The 23,617-nt window shown below is 62.8% G+C and carries 19 protein-coding genes and 1 tRNA gene; 13 read left to right on the plus strand and 7 right to left on the minus strand.

The genetic code is table 11. From position 1 onward, the window contains the following. Window positions 1-89: 89 nt before the first annotated feature. A complete protein-coding gene (locus NKH73_RS17960; RefSeq protein ID WP_352934148.1) occupies window positions 90-953 on the minus strand; it encodes a prephenate dehydratase in 864 nt (287 codons plus the stop codon). A gap of 35 nt (window positions 954-988) precedes the next feature. Beyond that, window positions 989-1,726, minus strand: a complete 738-nt coding sequence (locus tag NKH73_RS17965; protein ID WP_352934150.1) for a 3-deoxy-manno-octulosonate cytidylyltransferase — start codon at window positions 1,724-1,726, stop codon at window positions 989-991. Between the two features lie 193 nt (window positions 1,727-1,919). Here NKH73_RS17965 and NKH73_RS17970 point away from each other — a divergent pair, with 193 nt between their 5' ends. The 7 genes from NKH73_RS17970 to NKH73_RS18000 all read left to right on the plus strand — a co-directional run bounded on the left by NKH73_RS17970 (window position 1,920) and on the right by NKH73_RS18000 (window position 11,399). Next, window positions 1,920-2,615 (plus strand): c-type cytochrome, encoded by a 696-nt coding sequence (locus NKH73_RS17970; RefSeq protein ID WP_352934153.1) that lies wholly within the window; start codon window positions 1,920-1,922, stop codon window positions 2,613-2,615. 157 nt (window positions 2,616-2,772) lie between these two features. Continuing rightward, window positions 2,773-4,647, plus strand: coding sequence for an extracellular solute-binding protein (locus tag NKH73_RS17975; protein WP_352934156.1), 1,875 nt, complete (start codon window positions 2,773-2,775; stop codon window positions 4,645-4,647). Beyond that, window positions 4,647-6,533 (plus strand): extracellular solute-binding protein, encoded by a 1,887-nt coding sequence (locus NKH73_RS17980; RefSeq protein ID WP_352934159.1) that lies wholly within the window; start codon window positions 4,647-4,649, stop codon window positions 6,531-6,533. The genes NKH73_RS17975 and NKH73_RS17980 overlap by 1 nt, the downstream gene beginning before the upstream one ends. Before the next feature lie 30 nt (window positions 6,534-6,563). After that, window positions 6,564-7,658 carry a microcin C ABC transporter permease YejB gene (locus NKH73_RS17985; protein ID WP_352934162.1) on the plus strand — a complete coding sequence of 365 codons (1,095 nt, stop codon included), beginning with the start codon at window positions 6,564-6,566 and terminating at the stop codon, window positions 7,656-7,658. Further along, window positions 7,658-8,797, plus strand: a complete 1,140-nt coding sequence (locus tag NKH73_RS17990) for an ABC transporter permease (RefSeq protein WP_352934167.1) — start codon at window positions 7,658-7,660, stop codon at window positions 8,795-8,797. Before NKH73_RS17985 ends, NKH73_RS17990 begins: the two co-directional genes overlap by 1 nt. Continuing rightward, window positions 8,794-10,425, plus strand: coding sequence for an ABC transporter ATP-binding protein (locus NKH73_RS17995; protein WP_352934170.1), 1,632 nt, complete (start codon window positions 8,794-8,796; stop codon window positions 10,423-10,425). The genes NKH73_RS17990 and NKH73_RS17995 overlap by 4 nt, the downstream gene beginning before the upstream one ends. Before the next feature lie 32 nt (window positions 10,426-10,457). Next, entirely contained in the window at window positions 10,458-11,399 is a 942-nt protein-coding gene (locus tag NKH73_RS18000; RefSeq protein WP_352934173.1) for a 2-hydroxyacid dehydrogenase, read from the plus strand. 148 nt (window positions 11,400-11,547) lie between these two features. On the opposite strand, the gene NKH73_RS18005 is transcribed toward NKH73_RS18000, so the two are convergent. Next, window positions 11,548-11,907, minus strand: coding sequence for a hypothetical protein (locus NKH73_RS18005; RefSeq protein WP_352934175.1), 360 nt, complete (start codon window positions 11,905-11,907; stop codon window positions 11,548-11,550). A gap of 206 nt (window positions 11,908-12,113) precedes the next feature. Between NKH73_RS18005 and NKH73_RS18010 the strand changes: the two genes are divergently transcribed. Together NKH73_RS18010 and NKH73_RS18015 are read left to right on the plus strand one after the other, a co-directional pair. Beyond that, window positions 12,114-13,124 (plus strand): ligase-associated DNA damage response exonuclease, encoded by a 1,011-nt coding sequence (locus tag NKH73_RS18010; RefSeq protein ID WP_352934178.1) that lies wholly within the window; start codon window positions 12,114-12,116, stop codon window positions 13,122-13,124. Between the two features lie 237 nt (window positions 13,125-13,361). Beyond that, entirely contained in the window at window positions 13,362-14,963 is a 1,602-nt protein-coding gene (locus NKH73_RS18015) for a cisplatin damage response ATP-dependent DNA ligase (protein WP_352934474.1), read from the plus strand. 39 nt (window positions 14,964-15,002) lie between these two features. Here the strand turns inward: NKH73_RS18015 and NKH73_RS18020 are convergent, their stop codons facing one another. Continuing rightward, on the minus strand, window positions 15,003-16,172 hold the full coding sequence (locus NKH73_RS18020; RefSeq protein WP_352934181.1) for a hypothetical protein: 1,170 nt from the start codon (window positions 16,170-16,172) through the stop codon (window positions 15,003-15,005). A gap of 334 nt (window positions 16,173-16,506) precedes the next feature. Here NKH73_RS18020 and NKH73_RS18025 point away from each other — a divergent pair. Further along, window positions 16,507-16,582: transfer RNA gene (locus NKH73_RS18025), tRNA-Thr, on the plus strand. Between the two features lie 48 nt (window positions 16,583-16,630). On the opposite strand, the gene NKH73_RS18030 is transcribed toward NKH73_RS18025, so the two are convergent. Beyond that, window positions 16,631-17,758, minus strand: coding sequence for a PQQ-dependent sugar dehydrogenase (locus NKH73_RS18030; RefSeq protein WP_352934184.1), 1,128 nt, complete (start codon window positions 17,756-17,758; stop codon window positions 16,631-16,633). Between the two features lie 559 nt (window positions 17,759-18,317). Here NKH73_RS18030 and NKH73_RS18035 point away from each other — a divergent pair. From NKH73_RS18035 to NKH73_RS18045, 3 genes are all read left to right on the plus strand, one after another. Further along, window positions 18,318-18,743 (plus strand): globin family protein, encoded by a 426-nt coding sequence (locus tag NKH73_RS18035; protein WP_352934187.1) that lies wholly within the window; start codon window positions 18,318-18,320, stop codon window positions 18,741-18,743. Window positions 18,744-18,809: 66 nt separating this feature from the next. Next, window positions 18,810-19,136: a hypothetical protein gene (locus tag NKH73_RS18040; protein WP_352934190.1), complete on the plus strand. Its 327-nt coding sequence runs from the start codon at window positions 18,810-18,812 to the stop codon at window positions 19,134-19,136. Between the two features lie 75 nt (window positions 19,137-19,211). After that, the gene (locus NKH73_RS18045) at window positions 19,212-19,799 is read left to right on the plus strand and encodes a DUF2380 domain-containing protein (protein WP_352934193.1); all 588 of its coding nucleotides are present in this window, start codon (window positions 19,212-19,214) and stop codon (window positions 19,797-19,799) included. A gap of 49 nt (window positions 19,800-19,848) precedes the next feature. Here the strand turns inward: NKH73_RS18045 and NKH73_RS18050 are convergent, their stop codons facing one another. Both NKH73_RS18050 and NKH73_RS18055 read right to left on the minus strand, forming a co-directional pair. Next, window positions 19,849-21,441 (minus strand): indolepyruvate oxidoreductase subunit beta family protein, encoded by a 1,593-nt coding sequence (locus NKH73_RS18050; RefSeq protein ID WP_352934196.1) that lies wholly within the window; start codon window positions 21,439-21,441, stop codon window positions 19,849-19,851. Then, window positions 21,434-23,587, minus strand: coding sequence for a thiamine pyrophosphate-dependent enzyme (locus tag NKH73_RS18055; protein ID WP_352934198.1), 2,154 nt, complete (start codon window positions 23,585-23,587; stop codon window positions 21,434-21,436). Before NKH73_RS18055 ends, NKH73_RS18050 begins: the two co-directional genes overlap by 8 nt. Between the last annotated feature and the right edge of the window lie 30 nt (window positions 23,588-23,617).

The raw sequence follows: 23,617 nt of genomic DNA on the forward strand, positions 1-23,617 counted from the left end.
AGGGAGGGATCAAGGCACGCAGGACATAGGGCATCCCGAACAGTATGAGCGGCGCAAAAACAAAGAGATAGAGCGCTCAAACAAGGGAGCTAATCCGCCACCTTCCATTGCTCGCGGGATTCGCTGGCCGGATAGACGCCGAGAATTCGCATTTCGCGCGAGAAGAAGCGCAGCTCGTCAAGTGCGAGCTTCACCAGCGGATCGTCGGGATGGCCCTCGATATCGGCATAGAACAGCGTCGCCGTGAAGGCGCCGAGCTGGTAGCTCTCCAGCTTGGTCATGTTGATGCCGTTGGTGGCAAAGCCGCCCATCGCCTTGTAGAGCGCGGCCGGCACGTTGCGGACGCGGAAGATGAACGTCGTCATCATCCTGGCTGCGGCGGAAGGACGTTCGGCCCATTGCTTGTTCTTGGTCAGCACGACGAAGCGGGTGACATTGCTGTCGGTGTCCTCGACATTCTCCTCGATGATGTCGAGCCCATAGAGCGTCGCGGCCAGCGCCGGCGCCAACGCCGCCATGGTGCGATCCTTCACCTCACCGACCAGCTTGGCGGAACCCGCGGTGTCGCCGGCGACCACCGGCTTCCAGCCGTTCTTGCGGATGTATTTGCGGCACTGGCCGAGCGCATGGATATGGCTGTGCACGGTCTTGATCTCGTCGCGCCTGACGCCCGGCAAGACCATCAGTTGGAAATGGATCGGCAGGAAATATTCGCCGACGATGTGCAGCTTCGATTCCGGCAGGAGATGGTGGATGTCGGCGACGCGGCCGGCGATCGTGTTCTCGATCGGGATCATGGCGAGGTCGGCCTTGCCGGTCTCGACCGCATTGAAGGCATCCTCGAAGGTCGGGCAAGGCAACCGCTCCATATCAGGAAACATGTTGCGGCAGGCGGTGTCCGAATTGGCGCCCGGCTCGCCCTGGAAGGATATTCTGTTGGTCTTTTCAGGCATGCCAAATGTCTCGTTTGATCAGATATCGGGGTCGATCAAATATCTCGGGTTGAAAGGATGGTTCTGGCGCGTTCGAGGTCGTCCGGCGTATCGACGCCGAACGGCGCCGACTGCACGATCTCGGCGTCGATGCGCATGCCGGCCTCCAGCGCCCGCAATTGCTCGAGTTTCTCGCGCCGTTCCAGCGGCGACGGCTTCAACGCGACGAAGCGTTCGAGTGCTGAGCGGCGATAGGCGTAGAGGCCAATGTGATGATAGAGCGGCCCCTCACCCCAGGGTGCCGTGGCGCGGGTGAAATAGAGCGCCCGCAGCCGTGTCTCCGACAGTGGCGAGCCGACGATCTTGACGACATTCGGATTGGCCTTTTCCTCGTCGCGGACGATCTCGATGCCGAGCGTGGCGATGTCGACCGCGGCATCCTCGAACGGCTTCAGCGCGGCATTGATGATCTCGGGGTCTATGGTCGGCAAGTCGCCTTGCACATTGACGACAGTTTCGACCTTGTGCCGGGGATCGAGCGTCGCCAGCGCCTCGAAGATGCGGTCGGAGCCCGATTCGTGATCCATCCGCGTCATGACTGCCTCGAAACCGTGCGCGCGCACCGCTTCGGCCACGCTTTGCGTATCGGTGGCGACCACCACGCGGCCAAGGCCGGCCTCGGCGGCGCGGCGGGCGACATGGACGATCATCGGAGCGCCGGCGATATCGGCCAGCGGCTTCCCCGGCAGGCGGGTCGAGGCCATGCGGGCCGGGATGAGGATGAGGGTGGACATCGGGTGATGAAGCGTTCGAAAAAGAGGATTGGAAAAGTGGCAAAAGGTCTCACTGGAAGCGCCCTTATAGGTGTTGCAACGCCAGAGCAAAAGACCTAGTTTCCGCCCGATTTGACCGCCTCGCGGGGTGGTTCACGATTACCGACGGACGGAGTGGACGGATCGGTCCGCCGGAAAAGGGAGCCTGGGGCGTATGGACTCTTTCGAAATCAACAAGCTGATCGGCGGGCTGCTCGGAACCGTGTTCGTCGTGTTCTCGGTCGGCATCGTGTCCGATGCGCTGTTCGCCTCCCCCGCCCCGGAAAAACCCGGCTTCGCCATCGAGGCGACCGAGGAACCTGCCGAAGGCGGCCCGGCAGCCCCTGCGGCAGAAGCCAAGCCGATCGCCGACCTCCTGGCCACCGCCAATGTCGAGGCAGGGGCCGCCGTGTTCAAGAAGTGCCAGGCCTGCCACTCCGGCGAAAAGGGCGGGCCGAACAAGGTCGGTCCCGATCTCTGGGATCTCATTGACCGTCCCGTCGCCGAGCATGCGGGCTTTGCCTATTCGGCCGGCATGAAGGAGTTTTCCAAGGACGGCGCCGAGAAGTGGACCTACGACAATCTCAACCACTTCCTCCTGTCGCCGAAGAAGCTCGTGAAGGGCACGGCGATGGGCTTCGCCGGCCTGCCGAAGGATGAGGACCGCGCCAACGTCATCGCCTATCTGCGCACGCTATCGGACAGCCCGAAGCCGCTGCCTGCGCCTGGCGCTTCAGCCGATGCGGCTGCGCCCGCCGGGGGTGAGGCCAAACCGGCCGAAGGTGAAGCACCGGCCAAGCCCGCGGAAGGTGAAGCACCTGCCGCTCCCGCGCCAGCCCCTGCTGCTCCCGCACCGGCTCCGGCGCAATAACGCAATTGTCATGGCAACGTCCTAGAAAAGCCGGGTTCAGCCCGGCTTTTTTGTTAGGAAAAACGCATGTGCGGCGACAAAGCCGGCTTGTCGCGGTTTTCATAGGCGTCAAATGATCTAGATTGTCCGCTGACAGGTATCGCAAAGAGGAGAAGGCATGACGGTTGGCCGAACGTTTCTCAGATCGATGCTGGTTGTGGCGACTTTTGCCGGCGGCCTGCAGGCAGCCTTCGCGGACGAATGGCGCACCACCTCGTCGCTGATCGGCGAATCCAAATACGGCAACAACTTCCAGCGCTACGACTACGTCAATCCGGATGCGCCGAAGGGCGGCACGCTGAATTCGGTGACGCTTGGCACTTTCGACAGCTTCAACCCGTTCATTGCCCGCGGCACCGCTGCCGCGGGGTTGAATTATCAGGGCGGGCTGCTCTACCAGTCGCTGATGGCGAAGTCCCTTGACGAGGGTAGCACCAATCACCCCGAGATCGCCGAGGCATACAAGCACCCGGATGATTTTTCATCCGCGACCTATCGGCTCGACCCACGTGCCAGATGGCATGATGGCCAGCCGATCACCGTCGACGACGTGATCTGGTCATTCAATTTCCTGAAGGAGGAAAGCCCGCAGTTCAACCACTATTTCGCCAATGTCACCGAGGCGGTTGCCGTTTCAGATCGGGAAGTCGAGTTCCGTTTCGACCAGAAAGGCAATCGTGAACTGCCGCAGATCATGGCGGATGTGGTGGTGCTGCCGAAGCACTGGTGGGAGGGCACCGACGCCAACGGCAAGAAGCGCGACATCACAAAGCCAAGCCTCGAAATCCCGCTCGGCTCAGGACCATACAAAATCGAGAGCTTCAAACCTGGCTCGGAAGTCGTCTGGCGGCGAGTTCCCGATTTCTGGGCGGCCGGCCTCGGCATCAATGTGGGGCGCAACAATTTCGACCGCCAACGGTTTACCTATTTCCTCGACGACAATGCCGCCTGGCAGGCCTTCACCAAAGGCGGCTATCAGGACATTCGCATGGAGAATAGTTCCAAGAAATGGGCGACGGAATATAACTTCCCGGCCTTGAAGGCCGGTGACGTCATCAAGCGAGAATTCAAGGAGACATCCGGCCAGCCGATGCAAGGTTTCGCGCTCAACATGCGCCGGCCGCAATTCCAGGATCGTCGCGTGCGCCAGGCACTGACACTGGTCTACAATTTCGAATTCATGAACCGCACCCTTTTTTATGGGCTCAACACCCGTACATCAAGCTATTTCGAGGGTCAGGATCTTGCCTCTTCAGGCCTGCCTACCGGCAAGGAACTGGACATCCTCGAGCAGTATCGGGACAGGCTGCCGGCCGAGGTGTTTACCGACCAGTTCAAGCTACCTGTCTATGATACACCTCAGGCGGAGCGGCAACATCTGCGCCAGGCAATCGCGCTGTTTGGCGATGCCGGCTGGAAAATTGTCGACGGCAAGATGATCGAATCCAAGACCGGCGCACAATTCCGGATAGAATTCCTCGGCAATGATTCAACGGACGAGATCCTGTCGAATTCCTACATCGCTTCCTTACGCAGGATCGGCATCGATGCTTCACTGCGCATCGTCGATGCGTCGCAATATATCAATAGGGTCACCAATTTCGATTTCGAGTCGATAACGACACAATTGGCCCAGTCTTCCTCGCCCGGCAACGAGCAGCGCGAATATTTTGGCTCGAAAGCCGCCGACAGGCCAGGATCGCGAAATGTCATGGGCATCAAGGATCCTATCGTCGATGCGTTGGTGGAGCGTGTCATCTTCGCCACCGACCGCGACGACCTCATCGCCGCCACCCATGCGCTCGACCGCGTGCTTTTGTGGAACTTCTACGTCGTGCCGCAATTTCATCGCTCAGTCGCCTGGGCCGCTTTCTGGAACAAATTCGGCATTCCAGAAAAGCAGCAAGGCTATTTCGGCGTCGATCCCGAGTCATGGTGGATCGATGCGGACAAGGAAAAGACGCTGGCGGCAAAATACAAGAGTGGCAATTGATGGCGGCGCTCCCCCGCCGCAACTCATTGGCCCGCCGCGACTTTCTGGCACTGGGCGCTGCTGCCACGGCGGCAGCACTGCTGCCCGGCCGGGCCTTCGCCGCCATCCCGACAGGCGTAAAGCTGCACGGCCTGTCGGCCTTCGGCGATCTCAAATATCCCCCGGATTTCACGCATTTCGACTATGTCAATCCGGACGCCCCCAAGGGCGGCCAGATGAATTTCGCACCGCCAAACTCCACCCTCAACCAGAGTTTCCTGACCTTCAACACGCTGAATTCCCTGGTGTTGAGGGGGGACTCGCCGCCGCGCACCGAACACTGTTTCGATTCGCTGATGACAAGCGCACTCGATGAGCCGGATGCGGTCTATGGCCTGCTTGCAGAGTCCGTTACCTTGACGCCGGACCGCAATGGCTTTCGCTTCAGCCTGCGGCCGCAAGCGCGCTTCCACGACGGCTCGCCACTGACCGCGGAGGACATCGCCTTCGCATTGAAGCTTTACAAGGACAAGGGCCACCCAAACCTCTCCCAGGTTTTGCGGCATATGACAGAAGCGGTCGCGGTCGATCCGGTTACCGTCGACCTCACCTTCGACGGCAAACAGTCGGCGCAGAATATCCTTGCGGTCGTCGCAATGCCGATCGTGTCCAAGGCCTTCTATACGGTCAACGAATTCGATGCCTCGACGATGAAACCGCCGCTCAGTTCCGGCCCATACAAAATAGGGCGCGTGGCGGCCGGACAGACCGTCGAATATGAACGGGTCGCCGACTATTGGGGCAGGGATCTGGCTGTGAACCGCGGCCTCTATAATTTCGATCGCATACGTATCGACTTTTATCTCGATCGCCAGGCAGCGTTTGAAGCCTTGAAAAAGGGGGACACGCATTTTCGCGAGGAATTTACCTCGCGCGTATGGGCGACCGGTTACGACTTCCCGGCGCTGAAGGACGGCAGGGTCGTCAAACGCGAATTTCCCGGCGAGAAAACGCCATCCATGCAGGCTGTTGCGCTGAACCAGCGTCGCCCGCAATTCCGCGATGCCCGCGTCAGACGGGCGATCGCCAATTGCTTCGATTTCGAATGGACCAAGCGGGTTCTGTTTTACGGCGCTTACGAGCGCTCGCAATCGAACTTCGAGCGGTCGGACTACAAGGCCGAGGGGCCGCCCTCGCCCGAGGAATTGGCCCTGCTGGAGCCGTTCCGGGCCGAGTTGCCGCCGGAAACCTTCGGCGAACCGGTGATGCAGCCGGTCTCCGACGGTTCTGGACACGACCGCAAGCTGCTGCGCGAGGCTTCGAGACTGCTTACTGAGGCCGGCTGGAAGCGTGCGGGCAACTTCGTCGTCAATGACAAGGGCGAGCGGCTGCGGGTGGAAATGTTGGCCGAGGACGATGGCCTGGTTCGCATTTTCATCCCGTGGTCCGAGAATATGAAGGCGATCGGGATCGACGCTTCGATCCGGCAGGTCGATTCGACGCAATACGAAGCGCGGCAGAGCAATTTCGACTTCGATTTCAACCTGCTCGCATGGTCGATCGGGGCGACGCCGACCGCCGACGGCCTGGAGATCCTCTATGATTCGCGGATGGCGAAAACGCCGGGACAGCGCAACTATCCCGGCACGGAAAGCAAAGCCATCGACGCGCTGATCGAGGCAGCCGGCAAGGCGCAGAGCCGGGTCGAACTCGTCACGGCGCTCAAAGCACTCGATCGGGTCTTGCGCGCGCGCCTAGACTGGATTCCAACATATTATCTCGCGAATCACCGAGTGGCCTATTGGGACATGTTCGGCTTTCCCGAGCAGAAGCCCGATTTCGGCTTTCCGGTCGAGGTGCTGTGGTGGTTCGACAAGGACAAGGCGGCAAAGATTGGCAAAGGGTGAAATTTTGGCGCACGCAGGGCTGAGAACCTGATGGGTGCCTACATACTGCGCCGTATCCTGCTGATGATCCCGACCCTGTTCGGCATCATGGCTATCTCCTTCGCCGTTATCCAGTTCGCGCCGGGCGGGCCGGTCGAGCAGGTCATCGCCAGGCTGACCAACCAGGGCGGCAGCGATCGGCTCGGTAGCGGCGGTGGCGACGCGGGCGGCGCCAATTTCGATGTCGCCGGCGACGTCGGCTCGAAATATCGCGGCGCGCAGGGACTCGACCCCGAATTCATCGCCAAGCTGGAAAAGCAGTTCGGCTTCGACAAGCCTCCGCTCGAGCGCTTCGGCATGATGCTGTGGAACTATGCCAGGTTCGATTTCGGCGACAGCTATTTCCGTGACATTTCGGTGATCGATCTGATCCTGGAGAAGATGCCGGTGTCGATCTCGATCGGGCTGTGGATTACGCTCCTGTCCTACCTGATCTCGATCCCGCTCGGCATCCGCAAGGCAGTCAAGGACGGCTCGGCATTCGATGTATGGACCAGCGGCGTCGTCATTGTCGGCTATGCCATTCCGGGCTTCCTGTTCGGCATCTTGCTGATGGTGCTGTTTGCCGGCGGATCGTTCTACGACTGGTTCCCGCTGCGCGGCATCACCTCCGACAATTGGGACCAGTTGTCCTGGCCGGCACGGATCGTCGACTATTTCTGGCACATGACCTTGCCGCTGACGGCGCTGGTGCTGTCGGCCTTCGCCACCACGACGCTGCTGACCAAGAATTCGTTCCTCGAGGAAATCCGCAAGCAATATGTGGTGACCGCACGCGCCAAAGGCCTGTCGGAACGGCAGGTGCTCTACGGACACGTCTTCCGCAACGCCATGCTGATCGTCGTCGCCGGCTTTCCGGGCGCCTTCATCTCGGCCTTCTTTACCGGCTCGCTGCTGATCGAGAACATCTTTTCACTCGATGGCCTCGGCTTGCTCGGTTTCAGGTCGGTGGTCGAGCGCGATTACCCGGTGGTCTTTGCCAATCTCTACATCTTCTCGCTGCTTGGCCTGATTGTCGGGCTCTTGTCCGACCTGATCTATACCTGGGTCGATCCGCGCATCGACTTCGAGCGGAGAGACGTCTGATGACCGGGGCCGCAGTCGAAACGGCGCCGGAGCGGATTGCCCGGCCCTGGCTGTCGCCGCTCAACCAGCGGCGCCTGCAAAACTTCAGGGCCAACCGGCGCGGCTATTGGTCGTTGTGGATCTTCCTCGTGCTTTTCGTGTTGTCGCTGTTTTCCGAATGGATCGCCAACGACAAGCCGGTCCTGGTTTCCTACAAGGGCGAAATCCTGTTTCCGGTGCTGGTCGCCTATCCCGAGGAGAAGTTCGGCGGCTTCTATGCCGTCACCGACTATCGCGACCCGGTCATCCAGGACGAGATCAATGCCCATGGCTGGATGATCTGGCCGCCGGTCCGCTACTCCTACCGGACGGTCAACAACGCCATCCCCGAGGCGGCGCCCACCAAGCCGTCCTGGCTCTATGACGTCAAGACACGCTGCAACCAGTATCCGCAAGGTGCGGCCGACCCCAATTGCGTCGTCGGCAACTGGAACTGGCTGGGAACCGACGATCAGGCCCGCGATGTGCTGGCGCGCGTCATCTACGGCTTCAGGGTCTCGGTGCTGTTCGGCCTGATCCTCACCGCCGGCTCGGCGTTGATCGGCGTGACAGCCGGCGCATTGCAAGGTTATTTCGGCGGCTGGACCGACCTTCTATTCCAGCGCTTCATAGAAATCTGGTCGGCGATCCCGGTGCTCTATCTCCTGCTGATCGTCGCCGCCATCCTGCCGCCCGGCTTCTTCATCCTGCTCGGGCTGATGCTGCTGTTCTCCTGGGTGGCGCTGGTCGGCGTGGTACGAGCCGAGTTCCTGCGTGCCCGCAACTTCGAATATGTCAACGCGGCGCGCGCGCTCGGGGTGTCCAACGGCACCATCATGTTCCGGCATCTGTTGCCAAACGCCATGGTGGCGACGCTGACGTTCCTGCCCTTCCTGCTCAGCGGCTCGATCTCGACGCTGACCTCGCTCGACTACCTTGGCTTTGGCCTGCCGCCCGGATCGGCCTCGCTGGGCGAGCTCCTGAAGCAGGCGCAGCGCAACCTCAACGCGCCGTGGCTGGGCATTTCCGGCTTCGTCGTCATCTCGCTGATGCTGTCGCTGCTGGTGTTCGTCGGCGAGGCGACCCGCGACGCCTTCGATCCGCGCAAGACGTTCAGATGAGCGAAGCTCCTATCCTCTCCGTCCGCGATCTTAGCGTCGCCTTCGTGCAGGAAGGCCGCCAATCGATGGCCGTCGACCATATCTCCTTCGACATCGCCAAGGGCGAGACGGTGGCGTTGGTCGGCGAATCCGGCTCCGGCAAATCCGTCACGGCGCTGTCGGTGCTGAAGCTTCTGCCCTATCCGGCCGCCAGCCATCCGTCGGGAAAGATCCTGTTCCAGGGCGCCGACCTGCTCTCCACCGACGAGAGAGAATTGCGCCGCGTGCGCGGCAACAAGATCACCATGATCTTCCAGGAGCCGATGACCTCGCTCAATCCGCTGCATACGATCGAGCAGCAGATCGTCGAGGTGCTGACGCTGCACCAGGGACTGGGCGACCGCCAAGCCAAGGCGCGCACCCTGGAACTGCTCAACGAGGTCGGCATCCGCGAGCCGGAGAAGCGGCTCGACGCCTATCCGCACCAGCTTTCCGGTGGCCAGCGCCAGCGCGTCATGATCGCCATGGCGCTGGCCAACGAGCCCGAACTGCTGATCGCCGACGAGCCGACGACGGCACTCGACGTGACCGTGCAGGCGCAGATCCTCGAACTGCTTGCGGAGCTGAAGAGCCGCAAAGGCATGTCGATGCTGTTCATCACCCACGATCTCGGCATCGTCAGGAAGATCGCCGACCGGGTCTGCGTGATGACCAAGGGCAAGATCGTCGAGACCGGACCGACGAAAGATATCTTCGCCAACCCGCAACACGCCTATACCAGGCATCTGCTGGCCGCGGAACCGAAGGGCAAGCCGCCCGCCGCCAACGCTGCCGCCATGCCTGTGATGACGGGCCAGGACATAAAGGTCTGGTTTCCGATCAAGAAGGGCTTTTTCCGGCGCACCGTCGACAATGTGAAGGCGGTCGACGGCATCGACGTCACCGTGCGCGCCGGCCAGACACTCGGCGTCGTCGGCGAATCCGGCTCGGGCAAGACGACGCTCGGCCTGGCGCTGGCCAGGATGATTTCGTCGACGGGGACCATTCGGTTCAACGGGAGCGACATCAACGAGCTGACTTTCAATGCCATGCGGCCGCTGCGGCGCGAGCTGCAGATCGTTTTCCAGGATCCGTTCGGATCGTTGAGCCCACGCATGTCGGTCTCCGAGATCATCGAGGAGGGGTTGAAGATCCACGAGCCGAACCTGCCGCCCGGCCAGCGCGACAAACGCATCGTCGATGTGCTGGGCGAAGTCGGACTCGATCCCGCGACGCGCAACCGCTATCCGCACGAATTTTCCGGCGGCCAGCGCCAGCGCATAGCCATCGCCCGCGCCATGGTGCTCAACCCGCGCTTCGTCATGCTGGACGAGCCGACCTCGGCGCTCGACATGAGCGTGCAGGCGCAGGTGGTCGACCTTCTGCGCAGCCTGCAGGCGAAGCACGACCTCGCCTATCTGTTCATCAGCCACGATCTGAAGGTCATCCGCGCGCTTGCCAACGACGTCATCGTCATGCGCAATGGCAGGATCGTCGAGGCCGGCCCATCCGAACAGATTTTCGAACGGCCGCAGACCGACTATACCAAGGCGCTGATCTCGGCCGCGTTCAGGATCGAGACGGCGCCGGTCGGCATCGTCAGCGAGTGACAGGTCCGCCTAAATAGGAAAAAGAAACCGCAATGGAAAAAGGCCGTATCCTGCTTGCCGTCACCGGCTTTCATCCGCAGCGCTGGCGCGAACTCTTGTCGGCGGAACGCGAGGTGGTGCTCGAGCCGGACGGCGCCAGCGATCCCTCGATCACCTATGCGGTGGTTTGGAAGCAGCGGCCGAACCTTCTGTCGTCGCTGCCCAATCTGCGCGCTGTCTTTTCGATCGGCGCCGGCGTCGACCACATCTTGGCCGATCCCACTGTGCCCGACGTGCCGATCGTGAAGGTCGTCGCCGACAACCTGACCCAATATATGACCGAATATGTCGTCTGGCGGGTGCTCGATCATCACCGTCAGGGCATGCTCTACCGGTCGCAGCAGAAAAGGAAGATCTGGCACGAGCCGCCGCAGCGGCCAGCCGGCGACATCTCCGTCGGCATCATGGGGCTCGGCACGCTTGGCCGCGCGGCGGCGTCGGTGCTTTTGTCGCTCGGCTTCGCGGTCAATGGCTGGTCGCGCAGCGAGCGGCCGATGGAAGGTGTTTCGACCTATGCGGGCGAGGCCGAGTTGATCCCGTTCCTCAACGCCACCGACATTCTGGTGGTGCTTTTGCCGCTCACGCCGCAGACGCAAGGCATCATCAATTACGGCGTGCTGAAGGAGTTGAGGAAACGCAACGGCCTTGGCGGATCAGTGCTGATCAATGCCGGGCGCGGCCGCCTGCAGAAGGATGCCGACATCGTGCGCGCGCTGGACGACGGCACGCTGAAGGAGGCGAGCCTCGACGTGTTCGAGGTCGAGCCGCTGCCGAAGACCAGTCCGCTGTGGAGCCACCCGAAAGTGTTCGTGACGCCGCATGCGGCGGCGACCTCCGACCCCGTTCATCTGGTGCCTATCATGCTGCGCCAGATGGCCGCCTTCGAGCGCGGCGAGAAGCTTGAGAACCTGGTGGACCGCGACGCGGGGTATTAGAGCATCGGACCCAAAAGTGCGAAGCGGTTTTGGGAAAATCCGATGCTCAAACAAAGAGATAGAGCGGCGGTACGATTCGACTTGAGAGTCCGCCGCGCTAGAGCGCTGCCGATCGGCCGGCAGCCGGCAAATCCACTGCACAGGGGAACTAACCCGGCAGCCCAACCGTGGTCTGCTTGGCCGGCTTGCCACATTCGCGGCGGGTGATCGACCGGTTCATCGCATCGATCCGGCCGCTTGCCTGTTCGACCTCACGCTGGGTCTTGGAACGGACGTCCGGCGTGAACGGGCCGAGACCCACCCCCGGATCGGAGAAGGATGGCTTGGCATCTTGCGGAAGGCGGTATTGTCGCGCCAGCCGGTTTCGTTGCGCCAGCAACTGGTCGCAAGGCACGCTGTCATATTGTAACGAAGATTGGACATTCTCATCCTGTCGCTCGGCAATCGAAGCGCCGGCGCAGCCGGCCATTGCCAGGCAAGATGCCAAGACCACCAAGTTCCAACGCATGGAACGTCCTCCGTTTCGATGTCCCGCCCTTTCGGGCACGCGAATCGGGCTTTTTCGCAGCCGCCGCCGGACGTGGCGCAGGCGATACGAAAAAGAGCGCCGGACGAGGCCTGAAAACGGAGGCCCGCCGGCAGTTGCCTGTAGGCCGAGTCAGCAGTCACTTGCAACAGGCTTCCCGCGCCGGAATTTGCAACTATCTTGGAGCCATGCGCGCCAGCGACCTGCTCCATCCCCGGCCCGAGGGCCTCTATTGTCCACCCGGCGATTTCTTTATCGACCCGGTGCGGCCGGTCAACCGGGCGCTGATCACGCACGGCCATTCCGATCATGCGCGTTCCGGCCACCGCTCCGTGCTGGCCACACAACAGACGATTGACATCATGGGGCTGCGCTACGGCGAGGGTTTTGCCGGCACGACGCAAGCGGCAGCGCTCGGCGAGACGATTACGCTGAACGGCGTCACTGTCACCTTTCATCCGGCCGGCCATGTGCTCGGCTCGGCGCAGATCGAGGTCGTGCACCAGGGCACATGCATCGTCGCGTCGGGCGACTACAAGCGCCAGAAGGATGCGACCTGCGCACCATTCGAACCGATCAGATGCGACGTGTTCATCACCGAGGCGACCTTCGGCCTGCCGGTGTTCCGCCATCCGCCCGATACCGAAGAGATCGCCCGCCTGCTGAAATCGACGGCGCAGTTTCCCGAACGCGCGCATCTGGTCGGCGCCTATGCGCTCGGCAAGGCGCAGCGCGTCATGCGGCTGCTGCGCAACGCGGGTTACGACAGGCCGATCTACATCCACGGCGCGCTGGCCAAGCTCAGCGACTACTATCAGAGCGAGGGCATCGACCTCGGAACGCTGGAGCCGGCGACCGTCGAGAGCGGCGGCAAGGACGATTTTGCCGGCGCCATCGTCGTCGGCCCGCCATCGGCCTTCGCCGACCGCTGGGCGCGACGCTTTCCCGATCCGATCTCGTGCTTTGCATCAGGCTGGATGCGCATCCGCCAGCGCGCCAAGCAGGGCGGCGTCGAGCTGCCGTTGATCATTTCCGATCATGCCGACTGGGACGAGCTGACCGCCACGATCAAGGAGACCGGCGCCGGGGAAATCTGGGTGACGCATGGCCGCGAGGAAGCCCTGGTGCGCTGGTGCGAACTCGAAGGCATCGCCGCGCGGCCGCTGCATCTGGTCGGTTATGAGGATGAGGGCGATTGAGCTGATGGGAGGTTCGATAATCACCTGCGCAGAGCTCTACGGCGCCCCCCTCTGTCCTGCCGGACATCTCCCCCACCTGGGGGGAGATCGGATGTCGCGCCGGCTTTCGCCAATCACTAACGTTGCAGGACGGGCGGCAAGAACGAAACTGCCAATCTCCCCCCTCGTGGAGGAGATGGCCGGCAGGCCAGAGGGGGGCGCCGTAGAACGCGACGCTCGCCCATGGTTCGTATCACCATGAACCGCTTCGCCGAACTCCTCGACCGCCTCGTCCTGACGCCGTCGCGCAATGGCAAGCTGACGCTGCTGACCGATTATTTCCGCGGCGTCGAGGATCCGGATCGCGGGCTGGCGCTGGCCGCGATCACCGGTGACCTCACCATCGCGGCGGTCAAGCCGGCGATGCTGCGCACACTGGTCATCGAGCGCATGGACCCGGTGCTGTTCGGCTATTCCTACGATTATGTCGGCGATCTCGCCGAGACCGTGTCGCTGGTCTGGCCGCAATCGCCCGCAGATATCGCCAACCATGAGCCGACACTCGCCGATGTCGTCGCGAAGTTGCAGGCGGCGAGCCGGTCCGACGGGCCGAAGGTGCTGGCCCGGCTGCTCGACAGCGCCAGCATATCGGCGCGCTTCGCCATCATCAAGCTGGTCACCGGCGGCCTGCGCATCGGCGTCTCGGCGCGGTTGGCCAAGCAGGCGCTGGCCGATCTCGGCAAGGTCGACATCGCCGAGATCGAGGAGCTCTGGCACGGACTGGCGCCGCCCTATGCCGAGCTGTTCGCCTGGCTGGAGGGCAAGGCCGAGAAACCTGAGAAAACAGCGCTGGCGCTGTTCCGGCCAGTGATGCTGTCGAACCCCATTGGTGACGGCGACCTCGAAAAGCTCGACCCCGCCGACTACGCAGCCGAGTGGAAATGGGACGGCATCCGCGTCCAGGCCGTATCGGAAGGTGGCATTCGCCGGCTTTATTCGCGGACCGGCGACGACGTCTCCGGGGCTTTTCCGGATCTCGCCGAGGCGATGGACTTTTCCGCCACTCTCGACGGCGAGCTTCTGGTCGGCGATCCCCGGCAGGCGACAGGCACGTTCTCGGACCTCCAGCAGCGGCTGAACCGCAAGAGCGTGACACCGAAGATCCAGCAGCAATATCCGGCGTTCATGCGCTGCTACGACGTGCTTCAGATCGGCGACGAGGATTTGCGCACGCTCTCCTTCCGCGAGCGGCGCGGCCGCCTCGAAGGCTTTGTGACGAGCCTCGATCCGAGCCGCTTCGATCTTTCACCGCTGGTGGAATTCACCGACTGGCAGGCGCTGGAGGAATTGCGCCGCAAGCCGCTGCATCCGGTCATCGAAGGCGTGATGTTGAAGCGCTGGGATTCGCCCTATCTCACCGGCCGGCCGAAAGGCCCATGGTTCAAATGGAAGCGCGATCCGCACACGGTCGACGCCGTGCTGATGTATGCTCAGCGCGGCCACGGCAAGCGTTCGAGCTTTTATTCCGATTACACGTTCGGCGTCTGGTCCGGGCCGGAAGGGTCGGAGGAACTGGTGCCGGTGGGCAAAGCTTATTTCGGCTTCACCGACGAGGAGCTGCGGCAGATCGACAAATATGTCCGCGACAACACGGTCGAGCGTTTCGGCCCGGTCCGCTCGGTGCGGGCCGACCGCAAACAAGGCCTTGTGCTGGAGGTGGCGTTCGAAGGGCTCAACCGCTCGACGCGGCACAAATCCGGCGTCGCCATGCGCTTTCCGCGCATTTCCCGGCTGCGCTGGGACAAGCCGGCCGCCGAAGCCGATCGCATCGAGACGCTGCAGGCGCTGCTCGACAGCTAGAGCGATGTGCGTCCAATTGGGCGCACGATGCGTTGAGACTCAAGGAACGATCGAGACGCGTATCTCGTAAATGTCGACCGACTTGCCCTGCTTGTCGAAGTCGGAATTGATGGCGATGGTGCCGGCAGCGCCCGGACGCTTGTCGGGAAACCGCACGTCGAACAGATATTCATTATGCTCATGGCCGACCGCGTAGCGCTTGCGGCCGCAGTCGCCGAGTTCGCCGAAATTGCAGTCGACGGAGATCTGCGTCTCCTTGCCCTCCTCGGAACGGGCGATGATGTCGAACACGGCGTGCTTGCCGGCGAGTTTTTCCAGCACGCCCTGCCCGACATCGAAGCTGATGGCCGAACCGGAGGCGCCCGACCGTATGCGCAGGAAGGAACCGCTGTCGTCCTCCATGACTTCGGCCCTGGCATCCGAAGGCGCGCTGACAAGCGCCGGGTCGCTCGGCGTAAACACATTGATCCAATCGCGATTCTCATCCGCGGCGCCGGGGGTCAGCGGCGAGGCCGTATCGCTTGGCGGCGTGAAATCATCGTCCTCCACCGTCGGCGGCGTTTGCGGCGGGGCCGTGTCGAGTTCTGCCGCCGACTTGAACACGCCGGTCTGCGCAGCGAAATAGACGCCGATGCCGGCAGCGGCGAGCAGCGTCACGCCGAGGAAGATCGCTGTAAGGGGCAGGCGGCGGCCCCTCACCCGCCTGTCGTCGCGGTCGGGCATCACCTCCGCGTCGCCGTCTCCGGTCGATGGAGATGACATGTCGATCTCCGGCGCACCGGAAATAACCGCTTCGGGCATGATATCGGGAACGACCGGCAGGACGCGCGACCGCGGCGCGTCGGATACAGGCGGCTTTACTGGACTGTCGACAACGATCTCAGGCGACGGTGAAGGCTCTGTATCGGCATCGACAGTCGGTTCGGCTGCACCTTCAGCCGGCCGCTCCACCGCCGGTGCCGCGGCGTCATCATCCGTCGCTGGGCCGACCTCGGGAACCGCCGGCAGGAACTCGGATTCGATTTCGGTGATCTTGGCCTGCACCGCCTTGCGGCGCTTGATGGCGACTTCCACCGTCACGCCCGGGTTGGCCTGTAGGGCGCGGTCCAGTGCAGCGAAGGCCGATCTATAGACCCTCTCGCGAAACGTCCGGTCTTCGGCATTGCCTTTCTCGAAGGCATTCCGGATCGCTTTTTCGATCGCGTCCAAACGGGACCCCTCTGCACGTACGGTCACATTGTCATGATCGTTAGCCGTAGGCGACCAATCAATCAACGGGCCAGCGGCCGCAATCTGCCTTGGCGACGCGTCCAAGGCCCATTTCGGCGGTTTTCGGTAAAGAAATCAACATTTTTCACCGATTTTCCCAACGCGGCACTGCGCAACCTGCCGGTGTGGCATCGCGCGACACATGGCGGAATTCGCGCGGCGGCCCTCTTAGTGCGCCCCGCGAGGCTCTCGACACGAATTGCCAAGTCCCATCTTGAATTCGCGGCCGGTTGCGTCTATCACCCAGCGCATCTTGGAGGCCCCGGCTTCCCGGGCCGCTTTAGCTCAGTTGGTAGAGCACATCATTCGTAATGATGGGGTCAGGTGTTCGAGTCACCTAAGCGGCACCAATCTCCTACCCCCGATTTTCAAGAAATTGTCTCACGCGCCGCTTGGGATCACTGCGATGTTGCCGGCGACAGTCGCAATATTCTTCCCGCTCGTTCATCGGTCAACGCCATGACCGCGCCGTCGGGAGCCTGCACCACGTCTCGGATACGCCTGCCGAGGGCGAGGACTTCCTCACCTGCGACCTGCTCGCCGTCGATCCTGACGCGAACGATGCCTTTCGCCGACAGTCCGCCGATCAACAGGTCGCCTCGCCAATCGGCAAACATGTCGCCGGTGTAGAAGGTCATGCCGGAAGGCGAGATGACAGGCGTCCAGCTATGGACGGAGCCGGCAAACTCCGGCCGAGTGGACGGATCGGGGATGCGTTCGCCTGAATAGTGTCGGCCCCAGCTGACGACGGGCCAGCCGTAATTCCTGCCTGCTCCAGGAATGTTCAGCTCGTCGCCGCCGCGCGGTCCCATTTCCGCCGTCCAGAGCACGCCGGTTTCAGGATGAATCGCTGCGCTTTGCACGTTGCGATGGCCGTAGGACCATATCTCGTCGGCGCCGTCCTTGCCGACGAAGGGATTGTCGTCAGGCACGGAACCGTCGGGATTGATTCGGACGACCGTCCCGAGATGATTGTTCGCGTCCTGCGCCTGTCGCGCCTTGCCGCGCTCGCCGAGCGTGACGAAGAGCTTGCCATCCGGCGCGAATACCAGGCGAGAACCGTAGTGGTGCCGGCTGGAGACGGCTGGTTCCTGCCGGAAGATCACTTCGAAGTTCGAAAGCGCGCGCCCGTTCTCGTCCAAACGTCCACGGCCGACGGACGTAGCCGCGCCGCCGCGGCGTTCCTCCGAATAGGAGAGATAAACCGTCCGGTTGTTGGCGAAATCGGGATCGAGCGCCACGTCCAGCAGGCCGCCTTGTCCGCTGGCGAGGACGTTCGGCACACCGTCGATCGGATCGGAAACGGCCCCGTCGGTCGAGACGAGCCGCAGGCGGCCCGGACGCTCGGTGACCAGCAACGCGCCGTCGGGCAGGTAGGTGGCGCCCCAGGGATGTTCGAGCCCCTCGGCAAAGGTCTCGACCGCAACGCGGCCTGTTTCGCTCTCTACGCTCCTGGAAGGGTCCTGCGCGAGCGTGGGCGTACCGAAGGCAAGAAGAAAAGACGAAGCAATGAGTATCCGCAGCATGATTTCTCCATCCGAACGGGTATAGGGAGGAGCCGCCGGCTCCGGATATAATGACCGACTACCGATGCGGTTCCAAGCTGACGCGCCTCTCAGCTAATGAGCACGTCATTGCCGACGAGCCCGGCGCGTGCGCCCTCCGTTGTCGCCGGCCTGGACCGCCGCCAAAAAGCCTGGTGTTTGCGGAACTTCCTTCCTGGGTGGCGAGGCTTTCCGAGCGGTTGTCGCGCCGTCCCTCCTGTCGCCAAGGATGCGGATCTGCCGGGGGTGCCGGGCGCCTGACCTGGCACTCAGCCAGGGAGCCAAGCATCCGCGTTTCGGTGTTCCTCGAACGATAGCCGCGACGTTTTTGCGAACGCCGTTTCAGACTGGCGCGCATCTCAATTGAAGTGTTGGAGCCCAGCGGCGCCCCAAGACCAAGCGAATATGAAGACAAATGCGTGCAAATGAAAACCAACTGAGACACAACTGAAACACATATACGCGCGGGCGACATGCGCGCGAAACGCTTTGCCGGGATGTTCCGAGCCTCACCAGGCCAGCAACGGCAGGAGCGTCGCCGATGACACCCGACCAGATCAGACTCGTCCAGGACAGTTTTCGCGAGGTCGTCCCGATACGGGTCACCGCGGCCACGCTGTTCTATGAACGCCTGTTCGCGATCGACGCGGATCTTCGCGCGCTGTTTCCGGTGACAGACATGACCAAGCAAGGCGCCAAGCTGATGGCGAGCCTGGGCTTCGTCGTGCACGGATTGGAGCGTGCCGACACCATCCTCCCGACGGTGCGCGTGCTCGCCAGGCGTCACGTGACCTACGGCGTCGAGGAGCATCATTACCCGATCGTCGGGCAAGCGCTCATCGAGACGTTGGCGGCCGGCCTCGGTGAGGCTTTTACACCGGCTGTCCGCGACGCTTGGGAGGCGGCCTACGGGTTGCTCGCGAGTGAGATGATCGCGGCTGCCCGCGAGGATCAGCTCGCAGCGTGATTTTTATTGGATGCAGCCGAAGGCGACCATCCACCCGAACGACAATTCCAAATGGAGAGAAATACGATGTTCAGATACACAGCTCTTGTAGCGCTTTGCGTTGCGGCAAATTCCGCTTCTGCCGGCGAACTGACGGCCCGCCAGGGTGGGACCGTCGATCTCGGCAATTTTCACGGCGTTGTCTACTACACCGAGGCCGATGACGGCTATCGCGTGGTCACCACGATGGCGGCGGGCGAAGAAAACCTGCCCGTGCGCTTCGTCGCGACCCTTACAGAGGGCCAGGCGATGGTGATCTCGGTCCCGGGCGAGTTGGCAAAACCCGGCCAGACACTCGAAATCTCGCGCGCCAAAGGCAAGCTCGTCGTCGCGAAAGTCGAGTCCACCCAGTAACGGGTGGAAAGTTGACGTTGCGACGCAACCGGGTAGTCTTGCGCTTCTCTCCGCGCCCAACAACGCGAAGAGACAATGGGCACCGCCATTGGGATCGCTATCGTCCCGACCTCGGAGAACGAGATGCTCAAGGTGCTATGTGCAGACGTTCGATTTCGACTTTTTGAGTGCGGACAATTTCTCCTCACCCTGATCGGCGCCGGTGTGCTTGCGTCGGCCGCCTTTGCCGATGCCGCCGAGCCAGCGGCCCTCGCTGTCGCGGATTTCGAGTTCAGGGACACATCCGGCGAGGTCAGGGACCAGACCGCCGAACACGAAGCGCGGCTGAAGACCTTTGGCGTTGCGTTGCGGGATAGTCTTTCGGGCAACCGGAAGATCGACCTCGTCGCGCTGCCCTGCCAGACGGAACAGTGCACCATCAGGGATCCCGGCCTTGTCGATCTCTCGAGGCAGGCAAGAACAGCCAGCGCGAAATATCTCCTCATCGGCCAGATGCACAAGATGAGCACGCTGGTCGGCTGGGTGAAGTTTGCAGTGCTGGATCTGAACGACAACAAACCTGTCTGCGATCGATACCTGACCTACCGGGGAGATACCGACGAAGCGTGGCGACGAGCAGCAGAATTCACGGCGCGCGACATCGAGAAGCACTGCATTCCGTAGGGTATCAACAGCTTGTTCGAGTCACGCAAGCAGTACCTGTATCTACCGATCAGCCGGACGATGCGGGGCCATCGCCCAGCGACGCCACCGTCTTCAGCGCGCCGTCGAGCATGTCGCCCTTCTCGTCCTTCAACGCCATCTCGCGCAGGCGCCTGATCCAATCGGCGGCATCGTCCCGGCCTTTAACCAGGTCGAGCGCCGACAGTACGCGGTCGAATTTCGACTGCGCGCGCACATGGGTGTCACTGTAGCCCTTGATCAGCCGGCGGCAGTTGAGGATTTCTGTGGCAAGCGCGTAGTCTTCCCTGACATGGCCCAACGCCAAATCATACCAGCGCTCGATATGCGCGGTCTCGACCTTGTGGCGCAGCAGGCGGCGGCGCCAGCGGCGCAGACCGCCGATGAACCACAGCGCGGCAAAGCCGGCAAAGCTGTCGGTGCGGATGCGGCGGCCGCGATTGATGCGGCGGTCGAGGAAGGCGGCAAGCTTCGGCCGCGCCTCGATATAGCTGCCCAGCCCCGACGGCAGCGTGCCGCAGAATTCCTCGATGCGCGGATGGAAATATTCGGTCACCTGCAGGATCGAGCCGTCCTTGACGCCGACCTCACGGCGCACGCGCTTGTCGCGCGTCGAGCGCGTCTTCAAATCAGCGACGCGGATCATGTCGTCGTAGCACATGGCATTGGCCAGATGCTTTGCCGCAGCGATCGACAGCGCGTAGTCATGCTCGGCGCTGTCCACGGCGACGGCCCGATCGAGCCGGTCGAGATACTCGCCGCCATAGGCGATGTCCTGATAGTCGGCGACCTTTTTCAGACCGCGAAGCGCCATGTCGCGCAGGGGAAGCGGCAGCGCGTCGACGCGCGCCGCGAGGTCCTGCCAGCCCTTCAGCAGGCTTTCCGGGCCGCTCACCTTTGCTGCCACGCCGGTTTCGACAGTTTTCGGCTCCGCAGCTTTTTCGCCTGGGGACGGCGCAGTCGTGATGCCACGGGCGCGATCAAAGGAGGCGCCGAAGGCGGCAAGGCTGGCCTTCACGCCGCGGCCGCCGGCACTGACCGCCTGCTCATAGCTCTCGCGCGTGAACGGCAAGGCATCGGAACCCGCCAGTGCGCCGAGCAGGCTGGCCGAGATCATCGAGCCATTGTCGGCGGCGATCTTCTCCATGTCGAAGGCGATGAAGCGCTTGGCCGCGGCTTCAGCCGTGGCATGCACCTTTGGTGACGAGGCCCGGCCATCGCCGGGCTCGATCTTTTCCGAGACGGCGGCGATGCGATGCGACGAGGCGATCAGCGTGGTTCGCTCGGGCGTGACGAAGCCGCGGATGATGGCGCGGCCGGCTTCCATCAGTTCCGCCGCGATCAGTATGTCGACATCGCCCTGCGACGGCGACAGCGCAAAGACCGGCAGCCGGCCGGTGTCTCTGGCCATCTCGACATAGTAGATGGTGGCGCCGGTGCGCTGGGCGACGCCGGCGACCGAGGTAGACTGAGCGAGGTAGCCGTTGCGCTCGGCGACGTCGGTGATCCAGTCGGCCAGCACGCCACCGCCCTGGCCGCCGACCGCCAGCACGGCAAGCTTAATGACGCGCTCGTCTTCGGGAGCACCGACCTTCGAGCGCGATGAGGGGACGGCGTCAAGCATCGGCGAATGTCAGGCGCCGGCTTTCACGGCGCCGCTGCAAGAGGTTGATCGTGGCGCGACGCGCGCTTTCCAGGAAACGGTCCCAGCGGCTCGGATTGTGCACCACGTCGGCGCGGTAGAAGGATGGGCACAGCACCGCCGCATCGGCGACCTCGCCGCAATTGCCGCAGCCGACGCAGCTCTGATCGATATGCGCCACCGGATCGTCACGCAGCGGATCGTCCAGCGACTTCACCGACAGCGACGGGCAGCCGGAAAGCCGCATGCAAGCATGGTCGCCGGTGCAGATGTCCTCGTCGACACCGAATTTCGGCTTGACGACGCGCTCGCCGCCCTTGATCGCCTTGTCGACCAGCGGCTTTTCGCGACGCTGCCGGTTGAGCATGCATTCGGACGAGGCGACGATGACTTTCGGGCCCTTCTCGTCCGTCGTTAGCGCCTCGCGCAGCGTGTCCTGCATCTTGGTGACATCATAGGTGCGGTCGATGTGGCGCAGCCATTTGACGCCCATGCCCTTCACCGCCTCGGTGATCGGGTGCTTTGTCGACTTCGTCTTGTTGCCGGCGCGGGATGAAAGAATATCCTGCCCTCCCGTCGCCGCCGAATAGAAATTGTCAACGATGACGATGACGCCGTCGTTCTTGTTGAACACGGCGTTGCCGATCGACGAGGTCAGGCCGTTGTGCCAGAAGCCGCCGTCACCGACGAAGGAGATCGAGCGGCGCTTGGCATCGGGCGAATTGAACGCCGAAGCCGAGGCCGGCCCCAGCCCGTAGCCCATGGTGGTGGCGCCGAGCTCGAAGGGTGGCATGATCGAGAACAGATGGCAGCCGATGTCGGAGGCGATGTGGTGCTTGCCGAGCTCCTGCTCGACCAGCTTGGTGGCGGCGAAGATCGGCCGTTCCGGACAGCCGACGCAGAAGCCGGGCGGACGGCCCGGGACGACATTGATCAGGTCGGCGGTATCGAGCCCGTCGCCAATCTTGTTTGGCGCGCGGACCTCGCTTGGCAGCAGATGCGGGATGGTGGCGCGCAGGAACGATCCGATGCCGTCGAGCATGACCTGGCCGGTGTATTCGCCGGCCATCGGCAGATGTTCCTTGCCGACGAGTTTGGTGCCGCGCCCGGCCTTGTGCAGCATCGCGGCAAAAGCCTGCTCGATATAATTGGGCTGGCCTTCCTCGACGACGAGCACGGCATCCTTGCCTTCGCAGAAGGACAGGAACTCGTCATCGACCAGGGGATAGACGGCATTGAGCACATAAAGCGGCACGTCGGTCTCGCCATAAGTGTCGGCGAGGCCGAGCCGCTGCAGCGCGCGGATGACCGAATTGTACATGCCGCCCTGCATGACGATGCCGACCGACCCGTGCTCCGGGCCGAAGAATTCGTTGATCTTGTTGTTACGGATGAAATCCACGGCAGCCGGCCAGCGTTTCTGCACCTTTTCCTTCTCGTGCAGGAACGAAGCGGGCGGCAGCACGATGCGGCCGGTGTCGCGGCGCGGCGCGTCGAGCGCATCGGCCACCGTCATCGCCGGCCGCTTGTTGTCCTTGGCGATGAAATGACCATGGACATGGCAACAGCGGATGCGGACCTGCAGCATCACAGGCGTGTTGGAAACCTCCGACAGTTCGAAGCCGTCCTCCACCGCCTTGACGATCGACGGCAGGTTCGGGCGGGGATCGAGCAGCCAGACCTGGCTCTTCATGGCGAAGGCGTGGCTGCGCTCCTGCATGATCGAGGAGCCTTCGCCGTAATCCTCGCCGACAATGATCAGCGCGCCGCCGGTGACGCCGCCCGAGGCGAGATTGGCGAGCGCGTCCGAGGCGACATTGGTGCCGACGGTCGACTTGAACGTCGCCGCGCCGCGGATCGGATAATGCACCGATGCCGCCAGCATGGCGGTGGCGGTCGCTTCCGAGGCGCTCGCCTCGAAATGCACACCGAGCTCGCCGAGAATATCCTGCGCGTCGGCGAGCACGTCCATCAGATGGCTGATCGGCGCACCCTGATAGCCGCCGACATAGCCGACGCCGCATTGCAGCAGCGCCTTGGTGATGGCGAGAATGCCTTCGCCGGAAAACTCCTCGCCGGCGCCGAGCCTGAGCTTTTCAACTTCTTTGGCAAAAGACCGTTCGGCCATTTTGGGCTCCTTCCGTTACCGCCGGCATCC

The organism is Mesorhizobium sp. M0938, assembly GCF_040319125.1.
Lineage (GTDB): Bacteria > Pseudomonadota > Alphaproteobacteria > Rhizobiales > Rhizobiaceae > Mesorhizobium > Mesorhizobium robiniae.